Annotated in this window: 19 protein-coding genes; 9 read left to right on the top strand and 10 right to left on the bottom strand. The window is 66.2% G+C overall.

Annotated elements, in window-relative coordinates:
• The first annotated feature begins 311 nt into the window (after positions 1 to 311).
• Entirely contained in the window at positions 312 to 599 is a 288-nt protein-coding gene (locus tag E5P3_RS09560; RefSeq protein ID WP_332107375.1) for a helix-turn-helix domain-containing protein, read from the top strand.
• Here the strand turns inward: E5P3_RS09560 and E5P3_RS09555 are convergent.
• The gene (locus E5P3_RS09555) at positions 596 to 1,534 is read right to left on the bottom strand and encodes a LysR substrate-binding domain-containing protein (protein ID WP_443083241.1); all 939 of its coding nucleotides are present in this window, start codon (positions 1,532 to 1,534) and stop codon (positions 596 to 598) included. The two genes, E5P3_RS09560 and E5P3_RS09555, sit on opposite strands and share 4 nt — an antisense overlap.
• A 97-nt stretch (positions 1,535 to 1,631) precedes the next feature.
• On the opposite strand from E5P3_RS09555, the gene phnA reads away from it, so the two are divergent.
• The 3 genes from phnA to E5P3_RS09540 all read left to right on the top strand — a co-directional run bounded on the left by phnA (position 1,632) and on the right by E5P3_RS09540 (position 5,575).
• On the top strand, positions 1,632 to 2,858 hold the full coding sequence (gene phnA, locus E5P3_RS09550) for a phosphonoacetate hydrolase (RefSeq protein WP_162585750.1): 1,227 nt from the start codon (positions 1,632 to 1,634) through the stop codon (positions 2,856 to 2,858).
• 62 nt (positions 2,859 to 2,920) lie between these two features.
• Complete coding sequence (locus E5P3_RS09545) at positions 2,921 to 3,901, top strand: Bug family tripartite tricarboxylate transporter substrate binding protein (protein ID WP_162585749.1); 981 nt, start codon at positions 2,921 to 2,923, stop codon at positions 3,899 to 3,901.
• Between the two features lie 9 nt (positions 3,902 to 3,910).
• Positions 3,911 to 5,575, top strand: a complete 1,665-nt coding sequence (locus tag E5P3_RS09540; protein ID WP_162585748.1) for a Na/Pi cotransporter family protein — start codon at positions 3,911 to 3,913, stop codon at positions 5,573 to 5,575.
• On the opposite strand, the gene E5P3_RS09535 is transcribed toward E5P3_RS09540, so the two are convergent.
• Both E5P3_RS09535 and E5P3_RS09530 read right to left on the bottom strand, forming a co-directional pair.
• Positions 5,572 to 6,756: a CaiB/BaiF CoA transferase family protein gene (locus tag E5P3_RS09535; protein WP_162585747.1), complete on the bottom strand. Its 1,185-nt coding sequence runs from the start codon at positions 6,754 to 6,756 to the stop codon at positions 5,572 to 5,574. The two genes, E5P3_RS09540 and E5P3_RS09535, sit on opposite strands and share 4 nt — an antisense overlap.
• 9 nt (positions 6,757 to 6,765) lie before the next feature.
• A complete protein-coding gene (locus tag E5P3_RS09530; protein ID WP_162585746.1) occupies positions 6,766 to 7,740 on the bottom strand; it encodes a Bug family tripartite tricarboxylate transporter substrate binding protein in 975 nt (324 codons plus the stop codon).
• Between the two features lie 100 nt (positions 7,741 to 7,840).
• Between E5P3_RS09530 and E5P3_RS09525 the strand changes: the two genes are divergently transcribed.
• Positions 7,841 to 8,755, top strand: a complete 915-nt coding sequence (locus E5P3_RS09525; RefSeq protein ID WP_174263054.1) for a LysR family transcriptional regulator — start codon at positions 7,841 to 7,843, stop codon at positions 8,753 to 8,755.
• A gap of 40 nt (positions 8,756 to 8,795) precedes the next feature.
• Here E5P3_RS09525 and E5P3_RS09520 read toward each other — a convergent pair whose 3' ends face one another.
• The 6 genes from E5P3_RS09520 to E5P3_RS09495 form a co-directional block, all read right to left on the bottom strand.
• Positions 8,796 to 9,173 (bottom strand): cupin domain-containing protein, encoded by a 378-nt coding sequence (locus E5P3_RS09520; RefSeq protein WP_162585745.1) that lies wholly within the window; start codon positions 9,171 to 9,173, stop codon positions 8,796 to 8,798.
• 95 nt (positions 9,174 to 9,268) lie between these two features.
• Complete coding sequence (locus tag E5P3_RS09515; protein WP_162585744.1) at positions 9,269 to 10,249, bottom strand: formylglycine-generating enzyme family protein; 981 nt, start codon at positions 10,247 to 10,249, stop codon at positions 9,269 to 9,271.
• Positions 10,250 to 10,258: 9 nt separating this feature from the next.
• The gene (locus E5P3_RS09510; protein ID WP_162585743.1) at positions 10,259 to 11,080 is read right to left on the bottom strand and encodes an alpha/beta fold hydrolase; all 822 of its coding nucleotides are present in this window, start codon (positions 11,078 to 11,080) and stop codon (positions 10,259 to 10,261) included.
• 106 nt (positions 11,081 to 11,186) lie between these two features.
• The gene (locus tag E5P3_RS09505; RefSeq protein WP_162585742.1) at positions 11,187 to 12,272 is read right to left on the bottom strand and encodes a hypothetical protein; all 1,086 of its coding nucleotides are present in this window, start codon (positions 12,270 to 12,272) and stop codon (positions 11,187 to 11,189) included.
• Positions 12,269 to 12,790 carry a hypothetical protein gene (locus tag E5P3_RS09500; RefSeq protein ID WP_162585741.1) on the bottom strand — a complete coding sequence of 174 codons (522 nt, stop codon included), beginning with the start codon at positions 12,788 to 12,790 and terminating at the stop codon, positions 12,269 to 12,271. Before E5P3_RS09500 ends, E5P3_RS09505 begins: the two co-directional genes overlap by 4 nt.
• A 17-nt stretch (positions 12,791 to 12,807) precedes the next feature.
• A complete protein-coding gene (locus tag E5P3_RS09495; protein WP_162589612.1) occupies positions 12,808 to 13,629 on the bottom strand; it encodes an alpha/beta fold hydrolase in 822 nt (273 codons plus the stop codon).
• A 189-nt stretch (positions 13,630 to 13,818) separates the two neighbouring features.
• Here E5P3_RS09495 and E5P3_RS09490 point away from each other — a divergent pair, with 189 nt between their 5' ends.
• The 4 genes from E5P3_RS09490 (at position 13,819) to E5P3_RS09475 (ending at position 19,935) form a co-directional block, all read left to right on the top strand.
• Positions 13,819 to 16,677: an ATP-binding protein gene (locus tag E5P3_RS09490; protein WP_162585740.1), complete on the top strand. Its 2,859-nt coding sequence runs from the start codon at positions 13,819 to 13,821 to the stop codon at positions 16,675 to 16,677.
• Between the two features lie 59 nt (positions 16,678 to 16,736).
• Positions 16,737 to 17,693, top strand: coding sequence for a LysR family transcriptional regulator (locus E5P3_RS09485; RefSeq protein WP_162585739.1), 957 nt, complete (start codon positions 16,737 to 16,739; stop codon positions 17,691 to 17,693).
• Positions 17,694 to 17,786: 93 nt separating this feature from the next.
• Positions 17,787 to 18,887 (top strand): adenosine deaminase, encoded by a 1,101-nt coding sequence (gene add / locus E5P3_RS09480; protein WP_162585738.1) that lies wholly within the window; start codon positions 17,787 to 17,789, stop codon positions 18,885 to 18,887.
• Positions 18,888 to 18,927: 40 nt separating this feature from the next.
• Positions 18,928 to 19,935, top strand: a complete 1,008-nt coding sequence (locus E5P3_RS09475) for a Bug family tripartite tricarboxylate transporter substrate binding protein (protein WP_162585737.1) — start codon at positions 18,928 to 18,930, stop codon at positions 19,933 to 19,935.
• On the opposite strand, the gene E5P3_RS09470 is transcribed toward E5P3_RS09475, so the two are convergent.
• Positions 19,922 to 20,386, bottom strand: coding sequence for a hypothetical protein (locus E5P3_RS09470; protein WP_162585736.1), 465 nt, complete (start codon positions 20,384 to 20,386; stop codon positions 19,922 to 19,924). The genes E5P3_RS09475 and E5P3_RS09470 overlap by 14 nt on opposite strands.
• Positions 20,387 to 20,650 lie beyond the last annotated feature (264 nt).

Below are 20,650 nucleotides of genomic sequence, written 5' to 3'. Positions count from 1 at the left end.
AGGCGTCAGCGCAACTGCCGTGGGCGATCGGAGCCCGATGAATTGAGAACGGCTCGACCGGAGAGAGTGATGCTGCTGACCACGATAGCCGGGCAAGGAAGGCCGCCCGAGAGACACGGGGCGAGTTGCATCCTCGCTTCCACGTGACCGGCCCGCACCAGCAAAGCCGCGGCCTCCATGTCTTCGTGTTGAGTCAGGACATGTGGGAGAACTTCATGTGCGATCCGACGTGGCAACGCGATTGGCACGACGCCTCAGGTCAGGTTGAGATAAGCGCCGCCCGGACGAGCAGCATCTGAAGTGTACTCAAGATGCTACTCAAAGTCTGTAGACTCAAAGTAGGCATAGCTTGCACTCTCCTCGACATGGAACGACGAGGGAAGGCTCAACAATCTGCGCGCACCAGGCTCGCAGCTCGCCTGCGTGCAGAACGTGCCGCGCGCGAGATTTCGCAAGAACAGCTTGCCGATCTTGCAGGCTTGCACCGCACCTACGTCGGATCTGTCGAGCGCGCGGAACGCAATGTGTCGCTGGACAACATCGAGCGGCTGGCCAAGGCATTGGGCGTCGACGTCACGAGGCTGCTGGCGTCGGTCTAGCCAGTCGGGAGCGGCGAGCCGCGAAGGCGCTGTGCACCAAAGTCATTTTCGAACGCCTTGGATGATGTAGCGGAGCATTGCTCGAGCCAAGCCTGAAACTCGCGCAGGTGCTTCGGCTTGTCCGAGTCCAGTGGAACGATCGAGAAATAGGTGCTGCCTGGCACGAGCTCGCCGGCAAAAGGGGTGCAGATTCTGCCGGCTTCGCGGTCCGCTGAAAGTGTGGGAAACGTGCCCATGCCGAACCCCATTCCGTCGACGATCGCCTGCAGGGTGACAAAGAAATGATCAAAGCGCAGTTGCTGTGTCGAGCGCAGGTCCCGGCAACCCACGGCACCGAGCCATTCCTCCCAATCGCCCGGCCTCGTTTCCGTGAATAGCAGGGTTCGCGATCGCAGATCGACGGGGCTGCGCAGCGCTCGCTTCTTGACCAAGGCGGGGCTCGCGATCGGCGTGCTCCATTCCTGGAACAGTGGCGTCACCTCGAACTGGCTCAGATCGCCAGGCGAGCGCCGTATCGCGAGGTCGAAGCTGCCCTTGAACATCGGGTCACTGCTGAAGGCGGTGGAGACGCGCACCTCCGTCTTCGGATGGCGCGCCCGGAATTCGTCGAGCTTGGGAATGAGCCATCGCATCGCGAAGGTTGCGGGCGCATTGACGCGCACGACCTTGCTGGTGAGCAATTTTCCGTAGCGCGTCGACGCGTCGGTGATGTGGTCAAAAGCGGCGCTGATCTCGCGTGCAAAGGCCTTCGCGTGCTCGGTGGCCACCATGCGCTGGCCTTCCTTTCGAAAGAGCGCCTGGCCCAGCGCTGCTTCCAGGAGCTGAATCTGGCGGCTGACTGCGCCATGGGTGAGATGGAGCTCGCGTGCAGCCTCCGTGAAACTGCCGGCGCGCGCGGCGACTTCGAAGACGCGCAAGGCGTTGAGCGGGGGCATGGAATGCGGCATGGCGGGGCTATCTGTCAGTTTTTCTCACGCAAACCGCAATATTAGTCGATGGTGTCAGTAAAGCTGACGGCCTAGAGTCCTGGCCATGAACCCCACATCCATTACCGTCAACAACCGCTCCTATCGCCTGCCTCTCACGCCCACCGTCGTGGTCTGCGTGGATGGTTGCGAGCAGGACTACATCAACCAGGCCATCCAGGCGAAGGCCGTCCCGTTTCTCGAATCACTCGCGCGGCGAGGGACGGTGCTGTCGGGCAACTGCGTCATGCCCTCCTTCACGAACCCCAACAACCTGTCAATCGTGACTGGCGCGCCACCAAGCGTGCACGGCATCTGCGGCAACTACTTCTTCGACCAGGAGCAGCAGAAGGAAGTGCTGATGAACGACGCCAAATACCTTCGCGCGCCCACGGTATTGGCTGAGATGGCGGTCGCCGGCAAGAAGGTCGCGGTCGTCACGGCCAAGGACAAGCTGCGGTCGCTGCTCGGGCACGGGCTGAAGGGCATCTGCTTCTCTGCGGAGAAGGCAGACCAGGCGACCGTGGATCAGAACGGCATCGACTCGCTTGTCGCGAAGACCGGGAGGCCAGTGCCCTCGGTCTACAGCGCGGACCTCTCCGAGTTTGTTTTTGCGGCGGGCGTGATGCTCATGCGTACCGAAAGGCCGGATCTGATGTATCTGTCCACGACCGACTACGTGCAGCACAAGGCCGCCCCCGGCACGCCGGCCGCCAACGCCTTCTACGCCATGATGGACGGCTACCTCGCCCAGCTCGACGAGATGGGTGCGGTGATCGCCATCACGGCCGACCACGGCATGAACGCCAAGACCGATGCGCTCGGCCGTCCCAACATTGTCTTCCTGCAGGACGTGCTGGACGACGCCGGCGAAGACGGCAAGGAGGGGCGCGTGCTCCTGCCGATCACCGACCCCTACGTCGTCCACCACGGCGCGCTCGGCTCCTACGCCACCGTGTATGTCTCCGACGCCGCGCGCATCCCCGCCATGGCCGAATTGATCGCGGCCACCGACGGGGTTGAAGAAGTGCTGACGCGGGAGCAGGCCGCAGCGCGATTCGAGCTTCCGCCCGATCGCATCGGCGATCTCGTTGTGCTCTCGCATCGCCTCACGGTTCTGGGTACCTCGTCGGATAAGCACGACCTTTCCGGTCTCACGGTACCGCTGCGCTCGCACGGCGGTCTATCGGAGCAGCGCGTGCCACTGCTCTTCAACCGAAGGTTGCGCCAAGTTTCGACGCGGGGGCTGCGCAACTTCGACGTGCTCTCGCTCGCATTGAACGACCTCGGCTAGCGCAGCCGGCGCGGCGCGCCGGATTTCGGATTTCCACGGTAAACCACAAACGGAGACACACGATGAGATACCCACGTCTGAGAATGCACGCGGCATTGGCGATGGCGTTGGCGAGCGCAGCCATTCAGCCCGCCATGGCCCAGGCCTTTCCGTCGAAACCAGTGCGCATGGTCGTCGGCTTCGCACCCGGGGGCTCGACCGACAAGCTGGCTCGCGTGCTCGCACAGGCCATGACCGAGACGCTCGGACAATCGGTCATCGTCGACAACCGGCCCGGTGCAGCGGGCAATCTTGCGGCTGAACTGGCGGCGACGGCCGCACCCGACGGGTACGTCATCTTCATGGCGACGCTCAGCAGCCAGTCGATCAACCCGCACCTCTATTCGAACCTCAAGTTCGACCCGGTCAAGAGTTTCGAGCCGATCATGCTGGTGGCCAAGTACCCTCTGCTGCTCATGGCGGCGCCCCAGCTGCCTGTCAACAATGTGCAGGACTTCATCACCTACACCAAGGCAAACTCGGACAAGCTGCATTTCTCCTCCGCCGGCACCGGCTCGCCCGGCCATCTTGCGGGTGAGATCTACAAGTCGATCTCTGGCGTGGAAGCCACCCATGTACCCTACAAGGGCGGCGGCCCGGCAATGCTGGCCGTGATGTCGAACGAGGTGCAATTCGCCTTCGAAACCATCCCCAGCGCCATAGGACAGGTGAAGGGCGGCAAACTGAAGGGCTTGGCCGTGACCTCCGACGAGCGCTCTGCCGCGGCACCAGACCTTCCGACGATGAAGGAAGCAGGTCTCAGATCCTTTTCCGTTACCTCCTGGGCGGGGCTTCTTGCACCGGCCAAGACACCGAAGGCCGTGGTCGACAGGCTGACCGAGGCGACCCTCGCCGCACTGCAGCGACCTGCGGTGCGCAAAGCACTCGCTGACGACGGGGCGGAACCCGGCGGCGGCAGTTCGACGGACTTCGCGCGCTTCATGGCGGGCGAAACGCGCGCCTGGGGCGACGTGGTGCGTGCTGCCGGCGTCAAGATGGATTGATCGGCGACGATGACGCAGCTCCTGAACCTGCTCGCTGCGATCGCTCTGCTGATTTGGGCCAGCGGCGTGATGCGCTCGTCGCTCCTGAAGGCCTTCGGTACCCGTCTGCGGCATATGCTCGCGCGCGCCGCGGGCAACCGGGTAACCGCGGCGGGTTCCGGGTTCGCCATTACCGCCGTGCTTCAGTCCAGCACGGCGACTGCGCTGATCGTGTCAGGCTTCGTGGGTCAACGAATCTTGAGTCTCCCCCTGGCCTTGGCTCTCATGTTGGGTGCCGATGTGGGAACGAGCGTGATGGCACTGATCTTCTCGTTCGACTTATCGTGGATGTCGCCGCTCTTCCTCTTGGTTGGTGTTCCCCTTTGCAAGGCTCGAGGAGCGAGCACCGCGGCCCACGTCGGCAAATGCCTGATCGGCGTCGGGCTCATGCTGTGGTCGCTGCATCTCATAGGCGCATCGACATCGGCGCTGACCGGTTCGGCCGTGACGCGTTCCCTGCTGGCGTCGGTCAGTGATGATCTGCTGCTCCTGATTACCTTGGGTGCAACACTCACCGTAGCCGCCTATTCGAGCCTTGCGATCGTGATTCTCACAGGCACGCTCGCTGCGACCGGCGCCATATCGACGTCGACCGGCATCGGCCTCGTGCTCGGCGCCAATCTCGGCAGCGGGCTGTTGGCGGTCATGAACGCTTCGCGCTGCAGCGTCGAGGAACGAAGGCTCCCATTGGGAAACCTGCTCTTCAAGGTTTGCGGCGTCGCGTTGTTCGCGCCGTTCATCATGCTCTGGCTGGACGTCGCCGAAGCGTCGAGCCTCTCGCACGGCACTGTCGTAGTCGGCTTTCATCTGGCGTTCAACTTCGCTGTCGCCTTGCTCTGCTTGTGCTTGACGGAGAGGTTTTCCGCGGTCATTCAGATCGTGCTGCGCGAGCGATCCGATGTCGCGACCGGGGGTCGACCGTTGCGCCTTCATGCCGATTCCCTGTCCTTGCCAAGCTTGGCCATTTCGTGCGCTGCTCGCGAAGCAATCCATGAAGCGGATCTCGTTGAAACAATGATTCGCGGCAGCCTTCGCGCAATTCAGGAGAACGATTCAGCGCTCGCCCGCCAGATGAGGGCGATGGACGATGAGGTCGACGCGCTGTGTTCTGGTATCAAGCACTACCTGACCCGCCTCGCGCGAAAAGCCTTGAGCGCCGAAGACGATCAACGTTGGACGGAAATCACTGCTTTCGCCATCAACCTCGAGCAAGTGGCTGACATCATCGAGCGCTTGCTGGAACGCATCGAGAAACGCAACATCGCCGCGGGAAAGCAGTTTTCCGCTGCGGGGCTTCGCGAAATCGGGGAGTTGTACGCTCTGACGCTGGCAAATCTGAACCTTGCGATGGCAGTGTTCATCCATCGCAGCCCGCAAGACGCGCGCAACCTCGCCTCCGCGCGACGGCGGTACGGGGAGCGCGTGAAGGAATGCAGCCATGCACATCTGGCGCGCTTGACGGATGGAACGCCAGAGAGCATTGAGACCAGTTCACAGCATCTCGATCTGATCAGCGATCTGGAACGCGTCAACTTCCACATCTGCGCGATCTCCTCGACCTTTTTGGACGGCGAGGCCCACGGCAAGGATCGCGCTGCATCTGGAGTGCCACGTTTCATGCCCGAAGGCTCCTAGGTCGCTGTGCCCGGCCGAACCAGCCGGCCAGTGCTCTCGCCCAGTGACTCCGCTGCGCGGCGGGACATTGCGTCACCTTCCATGTCGCTGCTGCGGAAACCCAGTCCGGGTGTGCGCACGATGCGCTCGCCCTGCTGGAAGCGCAGCATCGGCAGCGGCAGCTTGTCGCCCTCCTCCACCTCGCGCAGGAACTCGCCCAATCTGCGAACGCGGGCGGCGGGCACGCCGACCGCGTTCAACCGCTGCTCCATGTCGGTCGCGCTGCGCGTCGCGAATGACGCGCAGAAGCGCTCTCGCAGATACGGCAGGTCGCGCGCAACGACGAAGCCACCGTCGCTGTTGAAGGCTCCGAGGTCCAGTGCCCGGGCGTCGGTGCACAGTTCCTGCAGGCCCAGCACCGCGGTGAGCTTGCGGAACTGCGCCGGGGTGTTTGCCGCGGTGGCGAGCCACCCGTCGGCGCAGCGATAAGTATCGGCGGTCGGGCTGCCGGTGTAACCGCGGTTGCCCACCCGCTGTGGCTCCGCGCCGCTGCTGAGGAAAGCACTGGCATTGGGATACATCAGCATCAATGCCGCCTGCACCATGGACGCATCGATGGTCTGCCCCTTGCTGTCGCGCGCGCGCTGGTACAGCGCGGCGGAGATGGCCATGGCGGCCAGCATGCCGACGGCCACGTCGATCACCGGGAACCCCACCTTGATGGGTGCGCCCTGCGGGTCATCGCCGGACATCATCATCATTCCGGTGAGCGCCTGCACGACGTGGTCGTAGGCTCCGCGCTGACTCCAGGAACCCTGCTGCCCATGGCCGGAGATGGAGCAGTAGATGACCGACGGGTTCAACTCGCGGATCGACGCTTCATCGAGCCCGTAGCGCGCCACCACGCCGGGGCGGAAGTTTTCGATGAAGACGTCGGCCGTACGGGCCAATTCGCGAACTGCCGCAGCGCCCTCCGGGGTCTTGATGTCGATGGCCGCCGACGACTTGCCTGCATTCAGCGCCACGAAGCCGTCCGGCGTGTCGCCTTCGCCGACGCGACCGTGGCGCATGACGTCGCCGCCGTGAGGCGATTCCACCTTGACGACCTCTGCGCCCATCTGTGCCAGGTAGAACGAGGCCAGCGGCCCCGCGATCACGTGGGACATGTCGACGACGCGCACGCCCTTCAATGCCTGCAGCATGCCTGCTCCTCAGCTTCCGGTAATGCCGGTGACCCTGATCACATCGGCCCACTTGCGGTTTTCGTCTTGGACGAAGCTCGCGAACGCCTGCGCCGATTCGGTGAGGGCCGGCGAGTTGCCGGTTGCCTCGAACCGCTTCCTGACCGCGGGATCTGCCAGCACCTTCTGCGAGGCAGCATGCAACCGCGCCACCACGGCGTCCGTGGTCCGTGCCGGCGCCCAGAAGCCGAACCAGGATTCCTGCACGGCGAGTTCGCTCTTCAGCACTTCGTGCAGCGTCGGCACATCAGGGAAGTCTTTCAGCCGCTGCGCGCCCGTGGTGGCGAGCATCCGAAGCTTCCCGCCCTTCACCTGCGGGATGCCGGTGCCCGCCACCGGAAATGCGAAATCGGTGTCGCCGCGCAGCAGCGAGGCGGTGATCTCTACAGACCCCTTGAGCGGGATGTGCGTCGCCGTCACACCGGCGAGGGACACCAGCGTCGCCCCCGCCAGGTGAGCCGACGTGCCGATGCCTCCGGAGCTGTAATTGAGCATGCCGGGGGCCGCCTTGGCTTCGGCAATCACGTCCTCCACCTTCCTGAACGGGCCGTCGGCGCGAACCACCATGACGGTGGGCGAGACGGCCATGTTGCTGACCGCAACGAACTCGGCGATCGGGCCGAACTTCAACTGGGGCTGCAGGAGCTTCTGGATGAGGTGCGTGTTGGACCCCATCAGGAGGTTGTAGCCGTCCGGCGATTGCTGCGCTACGAACTGTGCCGCCAGCACGCCGGCCGCACCGACCTTGTTCTCCAGCACGATGGGTTGTCCCAGGATCTCGCCCAGGCGAGGCCCTATCTGGCGCACCAGCACATCCGGTCCGCCACCGGCGGCGTACGGCACGACGATCCGTACCGGACGGCTGGGGAAAGCCTCGGCCCCCCGCACGCCCGCTGCGGCCAAGGCAAAGGGCAGGGAGGCAGCCAGGATGTGGCGTCGCTGCATGGAGTGTCTCCTTGAAAGGTCGAAGGCAAGGATAGGTGCGCGCCGCGATATCCGGAAGTGTTATGTTTTCAGTCTTCGACAGCTTTTGGTAATCGCCCTGATGGCCATCAATCCTGACCGCCTCGCTGCCCGTCTGCGCTTTCGCCACCTGCAACTGCTGCTGGCGCTGGAGGAGGGCGGCAGCCTGCGCGCCGCCGCGCATGCCATGCACCTGACCCAACCGGCGCTGAGCAAGGCTTTGGGCGAGATCGAAGCCGCGTTCGGGGTTCAGTTGTTCGAGCGCAGTGCACGCGGCATCGCACCCACGGCGCGCGGCCAGGTCGCCCTCAACGGCGCCGCGCTGCTGCTGGCGCAGTTGGGCCACATCCACCAGGACGTCGTGGCGGCGAAGCCGGCGCAAACGTTGCGCATCGGAGCACCGCCTTTCGTGGCGCAAGGCTACTTGCCCCCCGTGTTGGCGCGGCTCGCCGGCGGCGCCCCCCCGCTGCGGATCACGCTGCTGGAAGAGCGCGTACCTAGCCTCCTGAGGGCGCTCGCGGCGGGCGAAGTCGATGCGCTCGTCACCAGCTATCCAGCGCAGATGCCCGAAGACCTGGGTGCGACGCTGGCCTACGAGAAGCTGTTCGAGGCACAGTTCAGCGTGATCGCCCCGCCCGGCCACCCGCTGGCCGGCAAGCGCCGGGTCGGCTGGGCCGCGCTGGCCCAGGCACCTTGGGTGATGCCGGCCCGCAGTTCCATGATGCGGCGCGTACTCGAAGAGTGTTTCCTTCGCGCAGGCGTGTCGCAGCCGCAGCCCTTGGTGGAATCGACCAGCCCCATCACCAACATCGAGTTGGTCGCACAGGGCTTGGGCCTTGGCGTGGTGCCGTCGACGGCGGTGAGAGCGGCGCTGGCGCAGCAGCGAGTGAGTCGTCTGTCGGTGACACCGGCAATAGCTCCCAATTCCGTCGCTTTGATGTGGCGCGCCGGGCCGCGCGACTTGCGCGTGGAGATGTTGCGCGCCTATCTACAGTGATGCTCGTCGAGCGGCGCACCGGCCGTTTGCGCGCTCGCCGTCAGACCGGGGGCACGCGGTTGCCGGCGCCGCCACCATCGCCTGCGTCCCCGTCCCGCAGCAGCAGCGTCACCAACACGGCCGAGTCGACTCGGGCACTGAGGGAATGGCGCTGCCGCGCCGGAAGAACCACCAGTTGTCCAGGGGCAAGCCGGCGGACGCCGCCCGGCATTCTTATCTCCACATCGCCTTCGATGCATTGAATGGTGCACTCGTCGTCGACGTGATGCTCCGGCTGGTCCCGGCGGGCGGGCAGGATGAGGTGCAGCAATTGCAGACGCTGCGTCTTCAGCAGGCTGGTGCTGACGGCTTCGTGCACGGTCGGGCCGAGCGGGCCGATGCCTATGACGTCGAGCGGTTGGGCGTGTGGTAGAGCCATGGTCGTCTCCGCGGAAGGAAGAAAGCAAGAGAGAGGCAAGCACGGTGCCCGGATGGGACTGTGAGCTCGATCGTATAGCCGCTGCAGGGAGAGAACTAGTGCCGGTCGACCTCCCGCACCAGCCGGATGCCCACCAGCGTGTAGCGTGTGTCCGGCGCATTCCAGTTGCGATAGGCCGCACGGGCGTAGAACGGCCAGGTGTGCCAGGAGCCGCCGCGGCGCACCCGCACTGCGCCCTCGACGGGCCCCTGGGGGTCGTCGAGCGGCGACTGCGCGTAGTAGTGATCGCCATGCCAGTCGGCCACCCACTCCCAGGCATTGCCGTGCATGTCGTAAAGGCCCCAGGGGTTCGGCGCAAAGCTGCCGACCGGCGCAGTGAAGGCGTAGCCGTCGTCGCCGTCCACCGCCATCGATTGCCAGCGCGGCCAGTACCGGGCGCTGCTCGCGTCGAACACGTTCGCCGCGCCCAGCAGCGAGCGGGGTTCCTCGCCCGAGCTGTAGCGGCTGCGGGTGCCGGCGCGGCAGGCGTACTCCCACTCGGCTTCGGTCGGCAGGCGGTAGCGGCGCCCTTCGGTCTTGCTCAACCAGGCGGCCAGCGCCTGGGCGTCGTTCCAGGTCACGTTGACGACCGGATGGTCCTCGCCTTGCTTGAAGCCCGGGTTGCGCCACGAATAGCGGGGATCACGGCCTTCGAAGGCGTCGCCGCGCCTCGTGGTTGCCGGGTCGTAGTCGGCGCGCCAGCCGTAGCCGCCGGTTCCGTCGGCCACCGACTCGGGCACGTAGCCCGAGGCTTCGACGAAGCGGCGGAACTGGCCGACCGTGACCTCGTGCTGGCCCATCCAGAAGGCGCGCGTGATGCGCACGCGGTGAACCGGCCCTTCGTCGTCCAGTTGCGCGAATCGCGTCGTCGGCAATTGCGGATAGGCGCGAGCCAGCGATTCGGGCGCTTCGTCGCTGCCCATCAGGAACTCGCCGGCCGGCAGTTTCACGAAAGCCATGCCGAGGCTGTTGCGTTCGACCTCGGCCGCGCAGGCGCCGGCAAAGACCATGGCCAGGATCAGGAGGCAGCGCTTCATGTGCGCAGATCAGCCCTTCACGAAAGCGAGCAGGTCGGCATTGATCACGTCGGGGTGCGTCGCGCACATGCCGTGCGGCAGGCCAGGATAGACCTTGAGCTGCGCGTTCTTCACCAGCTCGGCCGACATGAGGCCCGAGGCGCCGATGGGCACGATCTGGTCGTCGTCGCCATGCATCACCAGGGTAGGCACGTCGATTTTCTTCAGGTCTTCGGTGAAGTCGGTTTCCGAGAAGGCCTTGATGCAGTCGTAGTGGGCCTTGATGCCGCCCATCATGCCCTGGAGCCACCAGTGCTGGCGGATGCCTTCGGAGATCTTCGCGCCCGCTCGGTTGTAGCCGTAGAAAGGCAGGGTGATGTCTCGGTAGAACTCCGCGCGGTTTCCGGCGACGCCTGCGCGGATGCCGTCGAACACATCGATCGGCAGGCCGCCGGGGTTGCCCGCTGTCTTGAGCATCAGCGGCGGTACCGCACCGATCAGCACGGCCTTGGCGACGCGCTTCGTGCCGTGGCGCCCGAGATAGCGTGCCACTTCGCCGCCGCCGGTGGAGTGCCCGACGTGAATCGCGTCCTTCAGGTCCAGCGCGGCGGTGAGCGCGGCCAGGTCGTCGGCGTAGGTGTCCATCTCGTTGCCAGTCCAGGTCTGGGTGGACCGCCCGTGCCCGCGGCGGTCATGCGCAATCACACGGTACCCTTGCGCCAGGAAGAACAGCATCTGGTTGTCCCAGTCGTCGGCCGACAGAGGCCAGCCGTGGGAGAAGACGATCGGCTGGCCCTTGCCCCAGTCCTTGTAGAAGATCTCTGTGCCGTCCTTGGTCGTGATCGTGCTCATGATGTTCCTATCCAGTGGTGTGTCGCCGCGCGGAAGCCTCTTTGGACGCCGGCGCGGATTCGGCGGCCGAGGCGGGAAAAACGGTTTGCCTGCCAGCTGCGACCCGTCAGCGGATGACGCCGGGGATCCTGAAGCGGACCAGGTTCCACCGGGTCACCTGCTCCTCCCACTCGTCGCCCTCGGCCGCCGTCAGCGGCAAGGCCAGGTTCGTGACCACCATCCAGTCGCCTTGCACGGCGGTGGTCGCCGGAAACAGCAGGCCTCGCGGGGCGCCATCATCGGCGATGCCTTCGAACTCGCCCGCCCGGACCAAGGTGCGGCCCTTTTCGTCCAGTCCGAGCACGACGTCCGCCTGGTTGGAAGCGATCCACAGGAGGCCCTTGTAGAACAGCAAGCCGTCGGCGCCGAACACGCTCTCCGCGACGATCTCGACCGCACCAGTAGTCGGTGCCATGCGCAGCAGCCGGCCGTCCCCTGCATTGTTGACGAAGAGGGCGCTCTCGTCGGCATTGAAGGCCAGCCCGTTGGCGCCGAAGGGCAAGACCCCCGCAGTGGCCAGCAGCGGATCGCGCGACAGCACCTGCAACACGCACGGTGCGCAACTTGTCGCCCGCTCGATGCGATAGATTGCGCCCTGGAACGAGTCGGAGATGTAGAGGTTGCGCGCCTTGTCGAAGACCATGCCGTTGGGTGCCGCGAAGCCGCTCGATCCGAAGCTGATGATGTCCTTGCTCCCGTCGGGGTTCGCAATCGATCTCGGTGGCGGCGCAGGAGGCGTGAGCGGCTTGAACTCGACCAGATCCTCGACCGACGTCGAGGCGGTGAATTCGGCGTCGATGCGCTGCAGCTTCGATGCACCGAAGTTCAGGATGTAGAGCTTGCCGTCGGCGTATTCGATGCCGGTCAGGGGAGTTGCACCGAAGCTCTTCTGCGCCAGCAGCCGCCCCTCCCGCGAATAGCGCAGCAGTTGGTTGTTGCGCGCCGCCTCGGGCATGCGCGCATCGAAGGTCGCAACGTAGATCTCCTGGTTTGCCGGGTTGGAGGCCAGTCCTTCCGGATGGCGGACGTTGTCAGGAAGGCGGATGAAGGGCTCCACGCTGATGCGGATCGGGCCCTGGCCGGCCGCCTGCGCCGCACCGGAAAAGCCGAGCAGTACGAACGCTGACGCAAGAATGCACCTGAGCGCGTTCATGGCCGTGCACCCCCGACGGCCGGCATCGACTTTTGCGAACGCAGCCTGAAGAGGCGGCGAACCTGCAGGGCGGCCCCGGCGACGAACAGGACGAAGCAGGCCCCGACCGCCTTCTGCAGGGCCGGATCCTCGGGGCCGGAGAACAGGGGGGCACCGAGCGGCAGGCGGGTGAAAGTCTCGGTCAGTCCCGGGATCATGTGGAAGAACAAGGTGGCGCTGTAGCCGACGGTCGCCACGTAGGGCGAGGCGCTGCCGAAGACGCGCGCCCTTGTGGCCAACCCTGCCAGCCCCAGCACCAGCAGCGTGACGACGCCCAGCGCATGCGGCTTGCCGAAGCCACCGTGCTGGAAGATGCCGAAGCCGGTGAGGCAAGTCAGCACCGTGGTCCAGACGTAGACGCGCCCGAGTAACGTGGCGGGCGAGATCTCCAGGTGGCGCGCGAGCGCAAGTACGCCCGAAGCCAGCGCCACGAGGCTGATGGCGGTGTGGATCGCGCCCAGGGGTGTCAGTCCAAGCATGGTGTTCTCCTTCGGTTTCAGTCTTCCAGAAAGGCGAGCAGGTCGGCATTGACCCGGTCTGCGTGCGTCGAGCAAATTCCGTGCGAGCCGCCCGCGTACACCTTGAGCGTCGAGTTCCGGACGCGTTTCGATGCCGCCGAGGCGGAGGCGACGAAGGGCACGAACTGGTCGTCGCCGCCGTGGATGAACAACGTCGGCACGTTGAACTTCTTCAGGTCCTCGTTGAAGTCCGTCTCGGAGAAGGCTTCGATGCAGTCGTATTCGGGGCGGATGCCGCCACGGATGCCGCGGAGGCAGAAGGAATCGATCACCGCTTGCGAGCGCTTCGCGCCAGGCCGGTCGTACCCGTGAAACGCCATGGCGAGATCCTGGAAGAACTGGGGCCGGTTTGCGGCGACGCCGGCCCGGAGGCCGTCGAACACGCACATCGGCAGCCCTTGCGGATTCGTGGCCGTCTTCAGCATGAGCGGAGGCACCGCACCGATCAGCACGATGCGCCCGATCCGCCGGGTGCCGTGGCGGCCGACGTAGCGGGCCACCTCGCCTCCTCCGGTCGAGTGGCCGACGAGGGCGGCGGACTTCAGGTCGAGCGCTTCGATCAGGACCGCAAGATCGTCCGCGAAGGTGTCCATGTCGTTGCCGGTCGCCGGCTGGTCCGAGCGCCCGTGCCCGCGGCGGTCGTGCGCGATCACACGGTATCCGTTGTGCAGCAGGAACAGCATCTGCGCGTCCCAGGCGTCCGCGTCGAGCGGCCAGCCATGGGAGAAAACGACGGGCCGACCCGTGCCCCAGTCCTTGTAGAAGATCCTGGTTCCGTCCTGCGACCTGACGTAGCTCATGGGGTTCTCCTGAATCAACGAGAAGATGGTCGGGCGATGGCGCAAAGGTACCGGGACAACTCCTGGGCGTCCCGGACGCACGCTGGCGAGATCTGAAAACACCTGAAAACTGCGCTTTCGGCGTATTCACCCCGCGCACCGAGGCCCCTTAAACTCCGCGCACCCCGGCTGCGCAGGCCCCTTCTCAGGATGAAACTCGCCGCTTCCCCGAGCCCGTCGTTCGCATTCGGCCGCTGCCAGGTGTCTGTCCCGCGGCGCGAACTGCTGCGTGAAGGCCGGCCCGTCGGCCTGGGCGGCCGGGCTTTCGACATCCTGGTCGCCCTGGTCGAGGGAAGGGGCGCCGTGGTCACCAAGGACGATCTCATCCTGCGGGCCTGGCCAGGCCGGATCGTCGAGGAGAACACGCTGGAGGCCCAGATCTCAGCGCTGCGCCGCGCGCTGGGCGATGACCGGACGGTGATCCGAACGGTCCCCGGCCGCGGTTACCAGTTTGTCGGCGACATCGCCGACGGGCTCGACGCTGCTGATCTCGAGGGCGAGCAGGCCGCGCCGCGCGCCGCCTCGGCGATGCGTGCGCTGCCGGTGAGCCTGACGCCCCTGGTCGGTCGCGACACCGCATTGCGGGAGATCGTCGATCTCGCCGCGACCAACCGGCTGATCACCCTCGTGGGCGCCGGCGGGGTCGGCAAGACGCGCTTGGCTATCGAGGCCGCCCGGAGCCTGGCGGGGAGCTTTCCGGATGGCGTTTCGATCGCAGAACTGGGGCCTGTGGGGACCGCGGAGTTTCTTCCCGCCACCGTGGCGGAGGCACTCGGCTTTCCGCAGGGCGCAGGCACCCCTTCGCTGGATCGAATCGCCTCGGCGATCAGCCATCGACGCATCCTGCTGGTGCTGGACAACTGCGAGCACCTGGTCGACGCTGCGGCGCAGATCACCGAGAAGCTGCTGCGAGCCGGGCCATTCGCCGGCGTCATCGCCACGAGCCGCGAGGCGCTCAAGGTGGAGGGCGAATATGTCTACCGGGTCGCATCCCTCGACGTCCCCGGCGAGGAGGTCCGTGATGTCGACGAGATGCTGGCCTTCGGCGCCCTGCAGCTCTTCGATGCCCGCGCCCCTTCCGCCGGCAGCGAGGACTTGGCCGGCAAGACGCAGGCTGCCGAGCTCAAGGCTCGCATCTGCCGCCAGCTCGACGGCATTCCACTGGCCATCGAACTGGCCGCCGCGCGTGTGCGGGTCTTCGGGCTGGAGGGCGTTGCCGACCGGATCGAAGACCGGTTCAACTTGCTCACCGGCGGAGCCCGCACTGCCCTGCCGCGGCAGAAGACGCTGCGCGCCACCCTGGACTGGAGCTACGGGCTGTTGTCTGCGCAGGAGCGCGAGGTGCTCGGCAGGCTGGGGGTCTTTGTCGGGTCGTTCTCCGTGGAGTCGGCCTCGGCCGTCGCTGCGTCCGCGGACATTCCGTCGGCCGCGGTGGTCGAGTGCCTCTCCCAATTGGTGGAGAAGTCCCTCATCACGGTGGACGGTGCGGCCCGCGCGAAGTATCGCCTCCTGGAGACCACCCAGGTCTATGCCCGCGAGAAGATGCAGTCTCGCGGCGTCCTGCGAGAGTATTTGCTGCGCCACGCGCAACATCACCGCGACCTCTTCGTGCGCGCCGAGATGGAGTGGGAAACCCTGTCCACGCCCGAGTGGGTCGCCCGGTACGCCGGTTATCTCGAGGGGCTGCGGACGGCGCTCAACTGGAGCTTCTCGCCGGAAGGCGACCCCTCACTCGGTGTCGAGCTGACCACGAGTGCCGTGTCGCTGTGGATGCACTTCGGGTTGCTCGAGGAATGCCTTGCACGCGTGAACCAGGCCCTGGCCCATCTCGACGATGAGGAGGTGGTGGACAGTCGTTCCCGAATGAAGCTGTATGCCGCGAAGGGCGCCTCCCTTCTCTACCAGGGCGTTGGCTCCGAGACCGGCGCCGCCTTCAGGCACGCACTCGAGTACGCGCAGAGGCTGGACGACGATGAGTACCGGTTGCGAGCGACTTGGGGAATGTGGAGCGTCACCTACCTCAACGGCAACTACAGCGCCGCCCTGGCCTTGGCGCGTCGCTTCTCGACACTGGCCGGCGCACGGCCGCACCAGGCCGACCGGCACATCGGCATCCGGATGACAGGCATGTCGCTGCTCTGCCTGGGACGCCTGGACGAGGCCCGCGGCGGGCTGCAACGCGTGGCCGAGAGCTACGAGGCGCCGGTGTACCGGTCGCACCAGACACGCTTCATCTACGAGCAGAAGATGATTGCCCTGAGCTCGCTGGCGCACACGCTGTGGCTTCAAGGCTTTGCCGACCAGGCCATGCGCGCGGCGCGGCAAGCAGTGGAAGGCGCACGCGCGCTCGACCACGCGCCCTCGATCTGCTACGCCCTCACGGAAGGACTGTGCGCGATAGCCGTCCTGACCGGCGGCGTGTCCATGCTGGGGGAGCCGGCCGCAGCGGCCGTCGCGGCCACCCGCCGCCACGGCATCTCGACCTGGAAGGCTCGCGGTCGCATGTGGAAAGGCCTGTTTGCGCTTGGCGCGGGCGATGGCCGGGCCTATGAACGCGACCTGCGTCCGGCATTCGACGAGATCGGAGAAGCGCTCTACGTGCTGCACTACACAGGCTTCGTTTCGGCCGTGTGCGAGGCGCTGGGCCGGCTCGGCCGCGAAGACGAGGGGATCGAGCTGGCCACGGCGGGCATCGAGCGCGCCCGCCGCTTCGAGGATCGATGCTCGTTGTCGGAGCTGCTGCGCGCGAAGGCGGACCTGATGGCCCGCAGGCCCGAGACAAGCCACCTGGCCGAGGCCCTTCTGGTCCAGGCGGTGGAGACATCCCGGCAGCACGAGGCCCTGGCCTGGCGGCTTCGATGCGCGACGAGCCTGGCGGCCTTGTGGATGAAGGATGGCCGGGTGGAGGATGCGCGCGGCTTGTTGCGGCCCGTGTATGAAGGCTTTTCGGAGGGATTCGACACGCATGACCTGCGGGCGGCCAGGCATTTGCTCGAGGCGATGCGCTAGCGGCCGACGGGCAGAATAAGGCGCCCCCTGCCTCGCGCAGGCCTACACACTTCTTTCGCGTGAACACCGTGTCCCTCGAAAACGGCGACCATGAACGCCGGCTGGACGAATCGCTGTTGCGTTCGCTCCATGCCCTGCTGGCCGAAGCCAGCGTCTCGCAGGCGGCGGCGAAGCTGGGCGTTGCGCAGTCTGCGCTGAGCCGCCACCTCAAGGTGCTGCGCCAGCTCACCGGCGACGAATTGCTGATACGCGTTGGCAACCGCATGGTGCTCACCGAGAGGGCGCAAGCCCTGGCCGCGCCCACGCGCCGCATCCTGGCCGACATGTCGCTGCTCACGTCGGAAGCCAAGCCCGTCGAGCCCGGCGAACTGCGACAGAGCTTTCGCATTGCGACCTACGACTTCCTGCCGCGCCGCTTCTTCGCAGACCTCGTCGAGCGGGTGGCCCGGCAGGCGCCCGAGTGCGACGTGGTCGTCCGCGGCCTGGGTTCGCGGTTCGAGCACTACCGCCAGCTCGCGGACGGCGAGGTCGACATGGTCATCACCATCTGGCCCGAGGTACCGGGCCACCTGCGCGCGGCAAGCCTGCTGACCGAGCCGATGGTGTGCCTGATGCGCAAGGGCCATCCGCTGGCGGGAAGTCCATTGACGCTCGAGGACTATCGCCGCGCACGGCATCTGACCTCGCTGGAGCATGTGCCGGGGCAGGGCACCATTCTCGATGCGCAACTCGCGGAGCTTGGCGTGTCGGTGCACACGGCCGTGCGCACCCAGTTTCTGGGCATGGCGCCCGCCATCCTCGCGCGCTCGGATCTGATCTTCTCGACGGGCCGGCTGCTGGCGGAAGACTTCGCCGAGCAATACCCACTCGCGCTCGTGCCGTTCCCCGCCAGGATCAAGCCGCATCGCTACCGACTGGTCTGGCACGAACGCACGCACAAGAACCAGGCCATGAGCTGGATGCGCGGCGAGCTGACCGCCGCGGCGCGCGAGCTCGCGCATCGGCCAAGGTCATGACAGCGGCGTCATAACCCGCTGCACACCCCGGCGCTGGGCGCCGCCGGCGGGCGTGGATAAGGTGGCGGCACTCATTCCTACCGACGCTGCCCCATGTCCGAACCCCTTTCCAACGCCGCCGTACTCCACCCCGTTTCCTCCACGGCGGCTTCGCGCGAGTTGCCCGCCCGCATCGCCCGGATTCCCAAGGTCGACCTGCACTTCCACATGGCCGGCACGCTGCGCCCGCCGACGCTCGCGCGGCTCGCGCGAAAGTACGATTTGCCCTTGCCGAGGTCGGTCGAGACGCTGTACACGTACCGTGACTTCTATGACTTCATCGACGTGCTGCGCCTCGTTGCGCAGGCGGTGCGCACCAGCGCGGACTTCGAATGCGTGGCTTACGAGGCTGTGGAAGATGCGGCACGCAGCAGCAATGCGCGCCATGTGGAGATGTCGTTCAACCCGCAGTACTTCATGCCCACGGCGGTTCCCTACCACGTGCAGGTCGAGGGCCTGGTGTCCGGCCTGCGTGCAGCGCAGCGCGACTTCGGTTGCTCGGGCCTGCTGATTGCCTCGTTCGACCGCGGCCTGCCGCTCGACAGCGCGGAGCGCGCACTGGACGACATCGTCGGCCACCGGTCGGACCTGGTGGTCGGCGTGGGCCTGGATGGCCCGGAGCGCGAAGGTCCGCCGGCCAGGTTCGCCGGGCTCTTCCAGCGCGCCGGCCAGGCGGGCCTGCGCCGCACGGCCCACGTGTGCGAGGACAACCAGACGCTCGAGGAGGCACCGCCTTCGAACGTGGATGCTTGCCTCGACTTGTTGGGCTGCGACCGGCTGGATCACGGCTACAACGTGCTCGCCAGCGACGACGTGCTGCGCCGGGCGCGCGAGCGCGGCGTGTACTTCTGCGTGTGTGGCGTCACGAGCGTGGTGCGGCGCCAGCGGCAACGCATCGAGAGCGTCAAGCGCATGGTGGATGCGGGCCTGCCTGTCACCCTCAACACCGACGACCCTGCGATGTTCCACACCGACCTCGCGCATTCCTATGCCGCGGTTGTCGAAGGCTGCGGCTGGGGATGGGCGCACGCGCGCGCCTTCAGCCTGGCGGGCGTGGATGCGTGCTGGCTCGACGAGCCGGCCAAGCGGGCGTTGCGCGCCGAGTTCGAGCGGGAGATCGCCCACCTCGAAAGCACGCAGACCGCAACCCAATGACCTTCAACGAAACCAACCGATGCCAAAGCAAGGATATGTGATGCGACTCGCAACTGCTGCACGAACCCACCGCCGCAAACTGATCGCGGCACTCGCAATCGCCGCCCTCGCGGGCTCGGCGCCGCCCGGCATGGCCGAAGGTGCGTGGCCCGCGCGCGCGATCACACTCATCGTGCCCTACGGGGCCGGCGGCAACGTGGACGTGATGGCACGCTGGATCGCGCCGGAACTGTCGGCCCGCCTCGGCCAGCCGGTGGTCATCGAGAACGTCTCGGGTGCCGGTGGCGTCATCGGCACCGAGAAGGGGGTGCGCGCCTGGCCCGACGGCTACACCTTGCTCCTGTCGGTCGAAAGCACCGTCGTCATCGCGAAGATGGTCACGCCTTCCACCGTTCGCTACGACGGGCTGACCGACCTGATGCCCGTGACGCTGCTGGGATCGCAACCCCTGGCGCTGGTGGGCAAGCCGGCCCTGGAGCCCAAGACCAGCGAAGCGCTGTATTCCGAGCTGAAAGCGGCACCCGGCAAGTACAGCTACGCGAGCTCCGGCGTCGGCACCTCGCTGCATCTGGGCGGCGAACTGCTCAAGCAGCAGGGCGGCGTCGATCTCGTCCACGTGCCCTATCGCACCGGCGTGCAGATTGTGAGCGACCTCAGCGGCAATCAGCTGGACCTGGCCGTGTTGCCCTTGTCCATGGTGATGCAGCAGGCGCGCGCGGGAAAGCTGCGCGTGTACGGCGTGATGGCCGACAAGCCGTCCGGGGCCATGCCCGAGGCGCTGCCGCTGGCCAGCGTGCCGGCCTGGCGCGGCGCGGACGTCTCCGTGTGGCAGGGCGTCTTCGTGCCCAAGGGAACCCCGCCGCAGATCGTCGAGCAGTTGAATGCCGCGCTGGTCCATGTGCTTGCAAACCCCGGCGTACGGAAGAATTTCGAGGACGGCGGGATCACCCCGATCGGCGCGGGGCCGAAGCAGTTCGCTGCTTTTCTGAAGAACGAAGAGAGCAAGTTCGGCGCGATCGTCGCCAAGGGAGGCATCAAGGCCGAGTAGCCTGGAGAGCGTTCGCAAGTCGCTCCAGCGTTGCGAGCTGCCAACTCCGCTCGACGACGAACGACTCGGGATCGCAGACTGCGCCATAGCCGCCGCTGCCGTAGACCGCAGCGTACGCGGCGTAGTCTGCTGCCTGAACAGCCCGGCCGGCCAGCGCATTCGCCACGGCATAGCTTGCCGATACGGCTGCATGCCCCACGCCGTCCAATGATCGGGAACCTTGATGCTGATTGGCCAGCGCCGCGGCCTCTGCCGCAGCTTGATCGAGCGCACTCCAATCCGCCCCGCCCTTGACGTAGGTCACCAGGATGTCGAGGCAGGACGCAACTCGCCCATCCTCAAGCAGGTGACGGACTCGTTCAACGCATTCGCAGGCAAACGCCAGCTTCAGCGCTTCATACTGCGCAGACGATTCATGGGCCTGCAGGGCTGAAGAAACTGCATCGGTCATGACTCATGGTCTCCTGTGATGACTCGCCGCGAACGTCCGCTATTGGGCCAGCCGCAAGCAGTTGCTCGCACTGGCATGCGGCAGATGGTGCGCGCCATCGGCAAGCGCGTGCATCGGTGCGCCCTTGACCTTACCAGCCTGGCAAGGTTGATACTGGCAAGCAAGACCAGGAGAACACCATGCGGCCATCCAGCACGGAACAACACCCCCCCGGGCACAGTCATTCAGGACACGCCTCGCATCACGCACCTTCGCAGGCCATGC

This window comes from Variovorax sp. RA8 (assembly GCF_901827175.1).
Classification (GTDB): domain Bacteria; phylum Pseudomonadota; class Gammaproteobacteria; order Burkholderiales; family Burkholderiaceae_C; genus Variovorax.
Note: the sequence above shows the minus strand (reverse complement) of the source record. Positions and strands in the feature narration are given on the sequence as shown.

Bases quoted from the DNA above. Each gene is read 5' to 3' on its own strand.
- E5P3_RS09560 (WP_332107375.1), top strand. From the start codon at position 312: ATGCTACTCAAAGTCTGTAGACTCAAAGTAGGCATAGCTTGCACTCTC.
- E5P3_RS09555 (WP_443083241.1), bottom strand. From the start codon at position 1,534: ATGCCCCCGCTCAACGCCTTGCGCGTCTTCGAAGTCGCCGCGCGCGCC.
- phnA (WP_162585750.1), top strand. From the start codon at position 1,632: ATGAACCCCACATCCATTACCGTCAACAACCGCTCCTATCGCCTGCCT.
- E5P3_RS09545 (WP_162585749.1), top strand. From the start codon at position 2,921: ATGAGATACCCACGTCTGAGAATGCACGCGGCATTGGCGATGGCGTTG.
- E5P3_RS09540 (WP_162585748.1), top strand. From the start codon at position 3,911: ATGACGCAGCTCCTGAACCTGCTCGCTGCGATCGCTCTGCTGATTTGG.
- E5P3_RS09535 (WP_162585747.1), bottom strand. From the start codon at position 6,756: ATGCTGCAGGCATTGAAGGGCGTGCGCGTCGTCGACATGTCCCACGTG.
- E5P3_RS09530 (WP_162585746.1), bottom strand. From the start codon at position 7,740: ATGCAGCGACGCCACATCCTGGCTGCCTCCCTGCCCTTTGCCTTGGCC.
- E5P3_RS09525 (WP_174263054.1), top strand. From the start codon at position 7,841: ATGGCCATCAATCCTGACCGCCTCGCTGCCCGTCTGCGCTTTCGCCAC.
- E5P3_RS09520 (WP_162585745.1), bottom strand. From the start codon at position 9,173: ATGGCTCTACCACACGCCCAACCGCTCGACGTCATAGGCATCGGCCCG.
- E5P3_RS09515 (WP_162585744.1), bottom strand. From the start codon at position 10,249: ATGAAGCGCTGCCTCCTGATCCTGGCCATGGTCTTTGCCGGCGCCTGC.
- E5P3_RS09510 (WP_162585743.1), bottom strand. From the start codon at position 11,080: ATGAGCACGATCACGACCAAGGACGGCACAGAGATCTTCTACAAGGAC.
- E5P3_RS09505 (WP_162585742.1), bottom strand. From the start codon at position 12,272: ATGAACGCGCTCAGGTGCATTCTTGCGTCAGCGTTCGTACTGCTCGGC.
- E5P3_RS09500 (WP_162585741.1), bottom strand. From the start codon at position 12,790: ATGCTTGGACTGACACCCCTGGGCGCGATCCACACCGCCATCAGCCTC.
- E5P3_RS09495 (WP_162589612.1), bottom strand. From the start codon at position 13,629: ATGAGCTACGTCAGGTCGCAGGACGGAACCAGGATCTTCTACAAGGAC.
- E5P3_RS09490 (WP_162585740.1), top strand. From the start codon at position 13,819: ATGAAACTCGCCGCTTCCCCGAGCCCGTCGTTCGCATTCGGCCGCTGC.
- add (WP_162585738.1), top strand. From the start codon at position 17,787: ATGTCCGAACCCCTTTCCAACGCCGCCGTACTCCACCCCGTTTCCTCC.
- E5P3_RS09475 (WP_162585737.1), top strand. From the start codon at position 18,928: ATGCGACTCGCAACTGCTGCACGAACCCACCGCCGCAAACTGATCGCG.
- E5P3_RS09470 (WP_162585736.1), bottom strand. From the start codon at position 20,386: ATGACCGATGCAGTTTCTTCAGCCCTGCAGGCCCATGAATCGTCTGCG.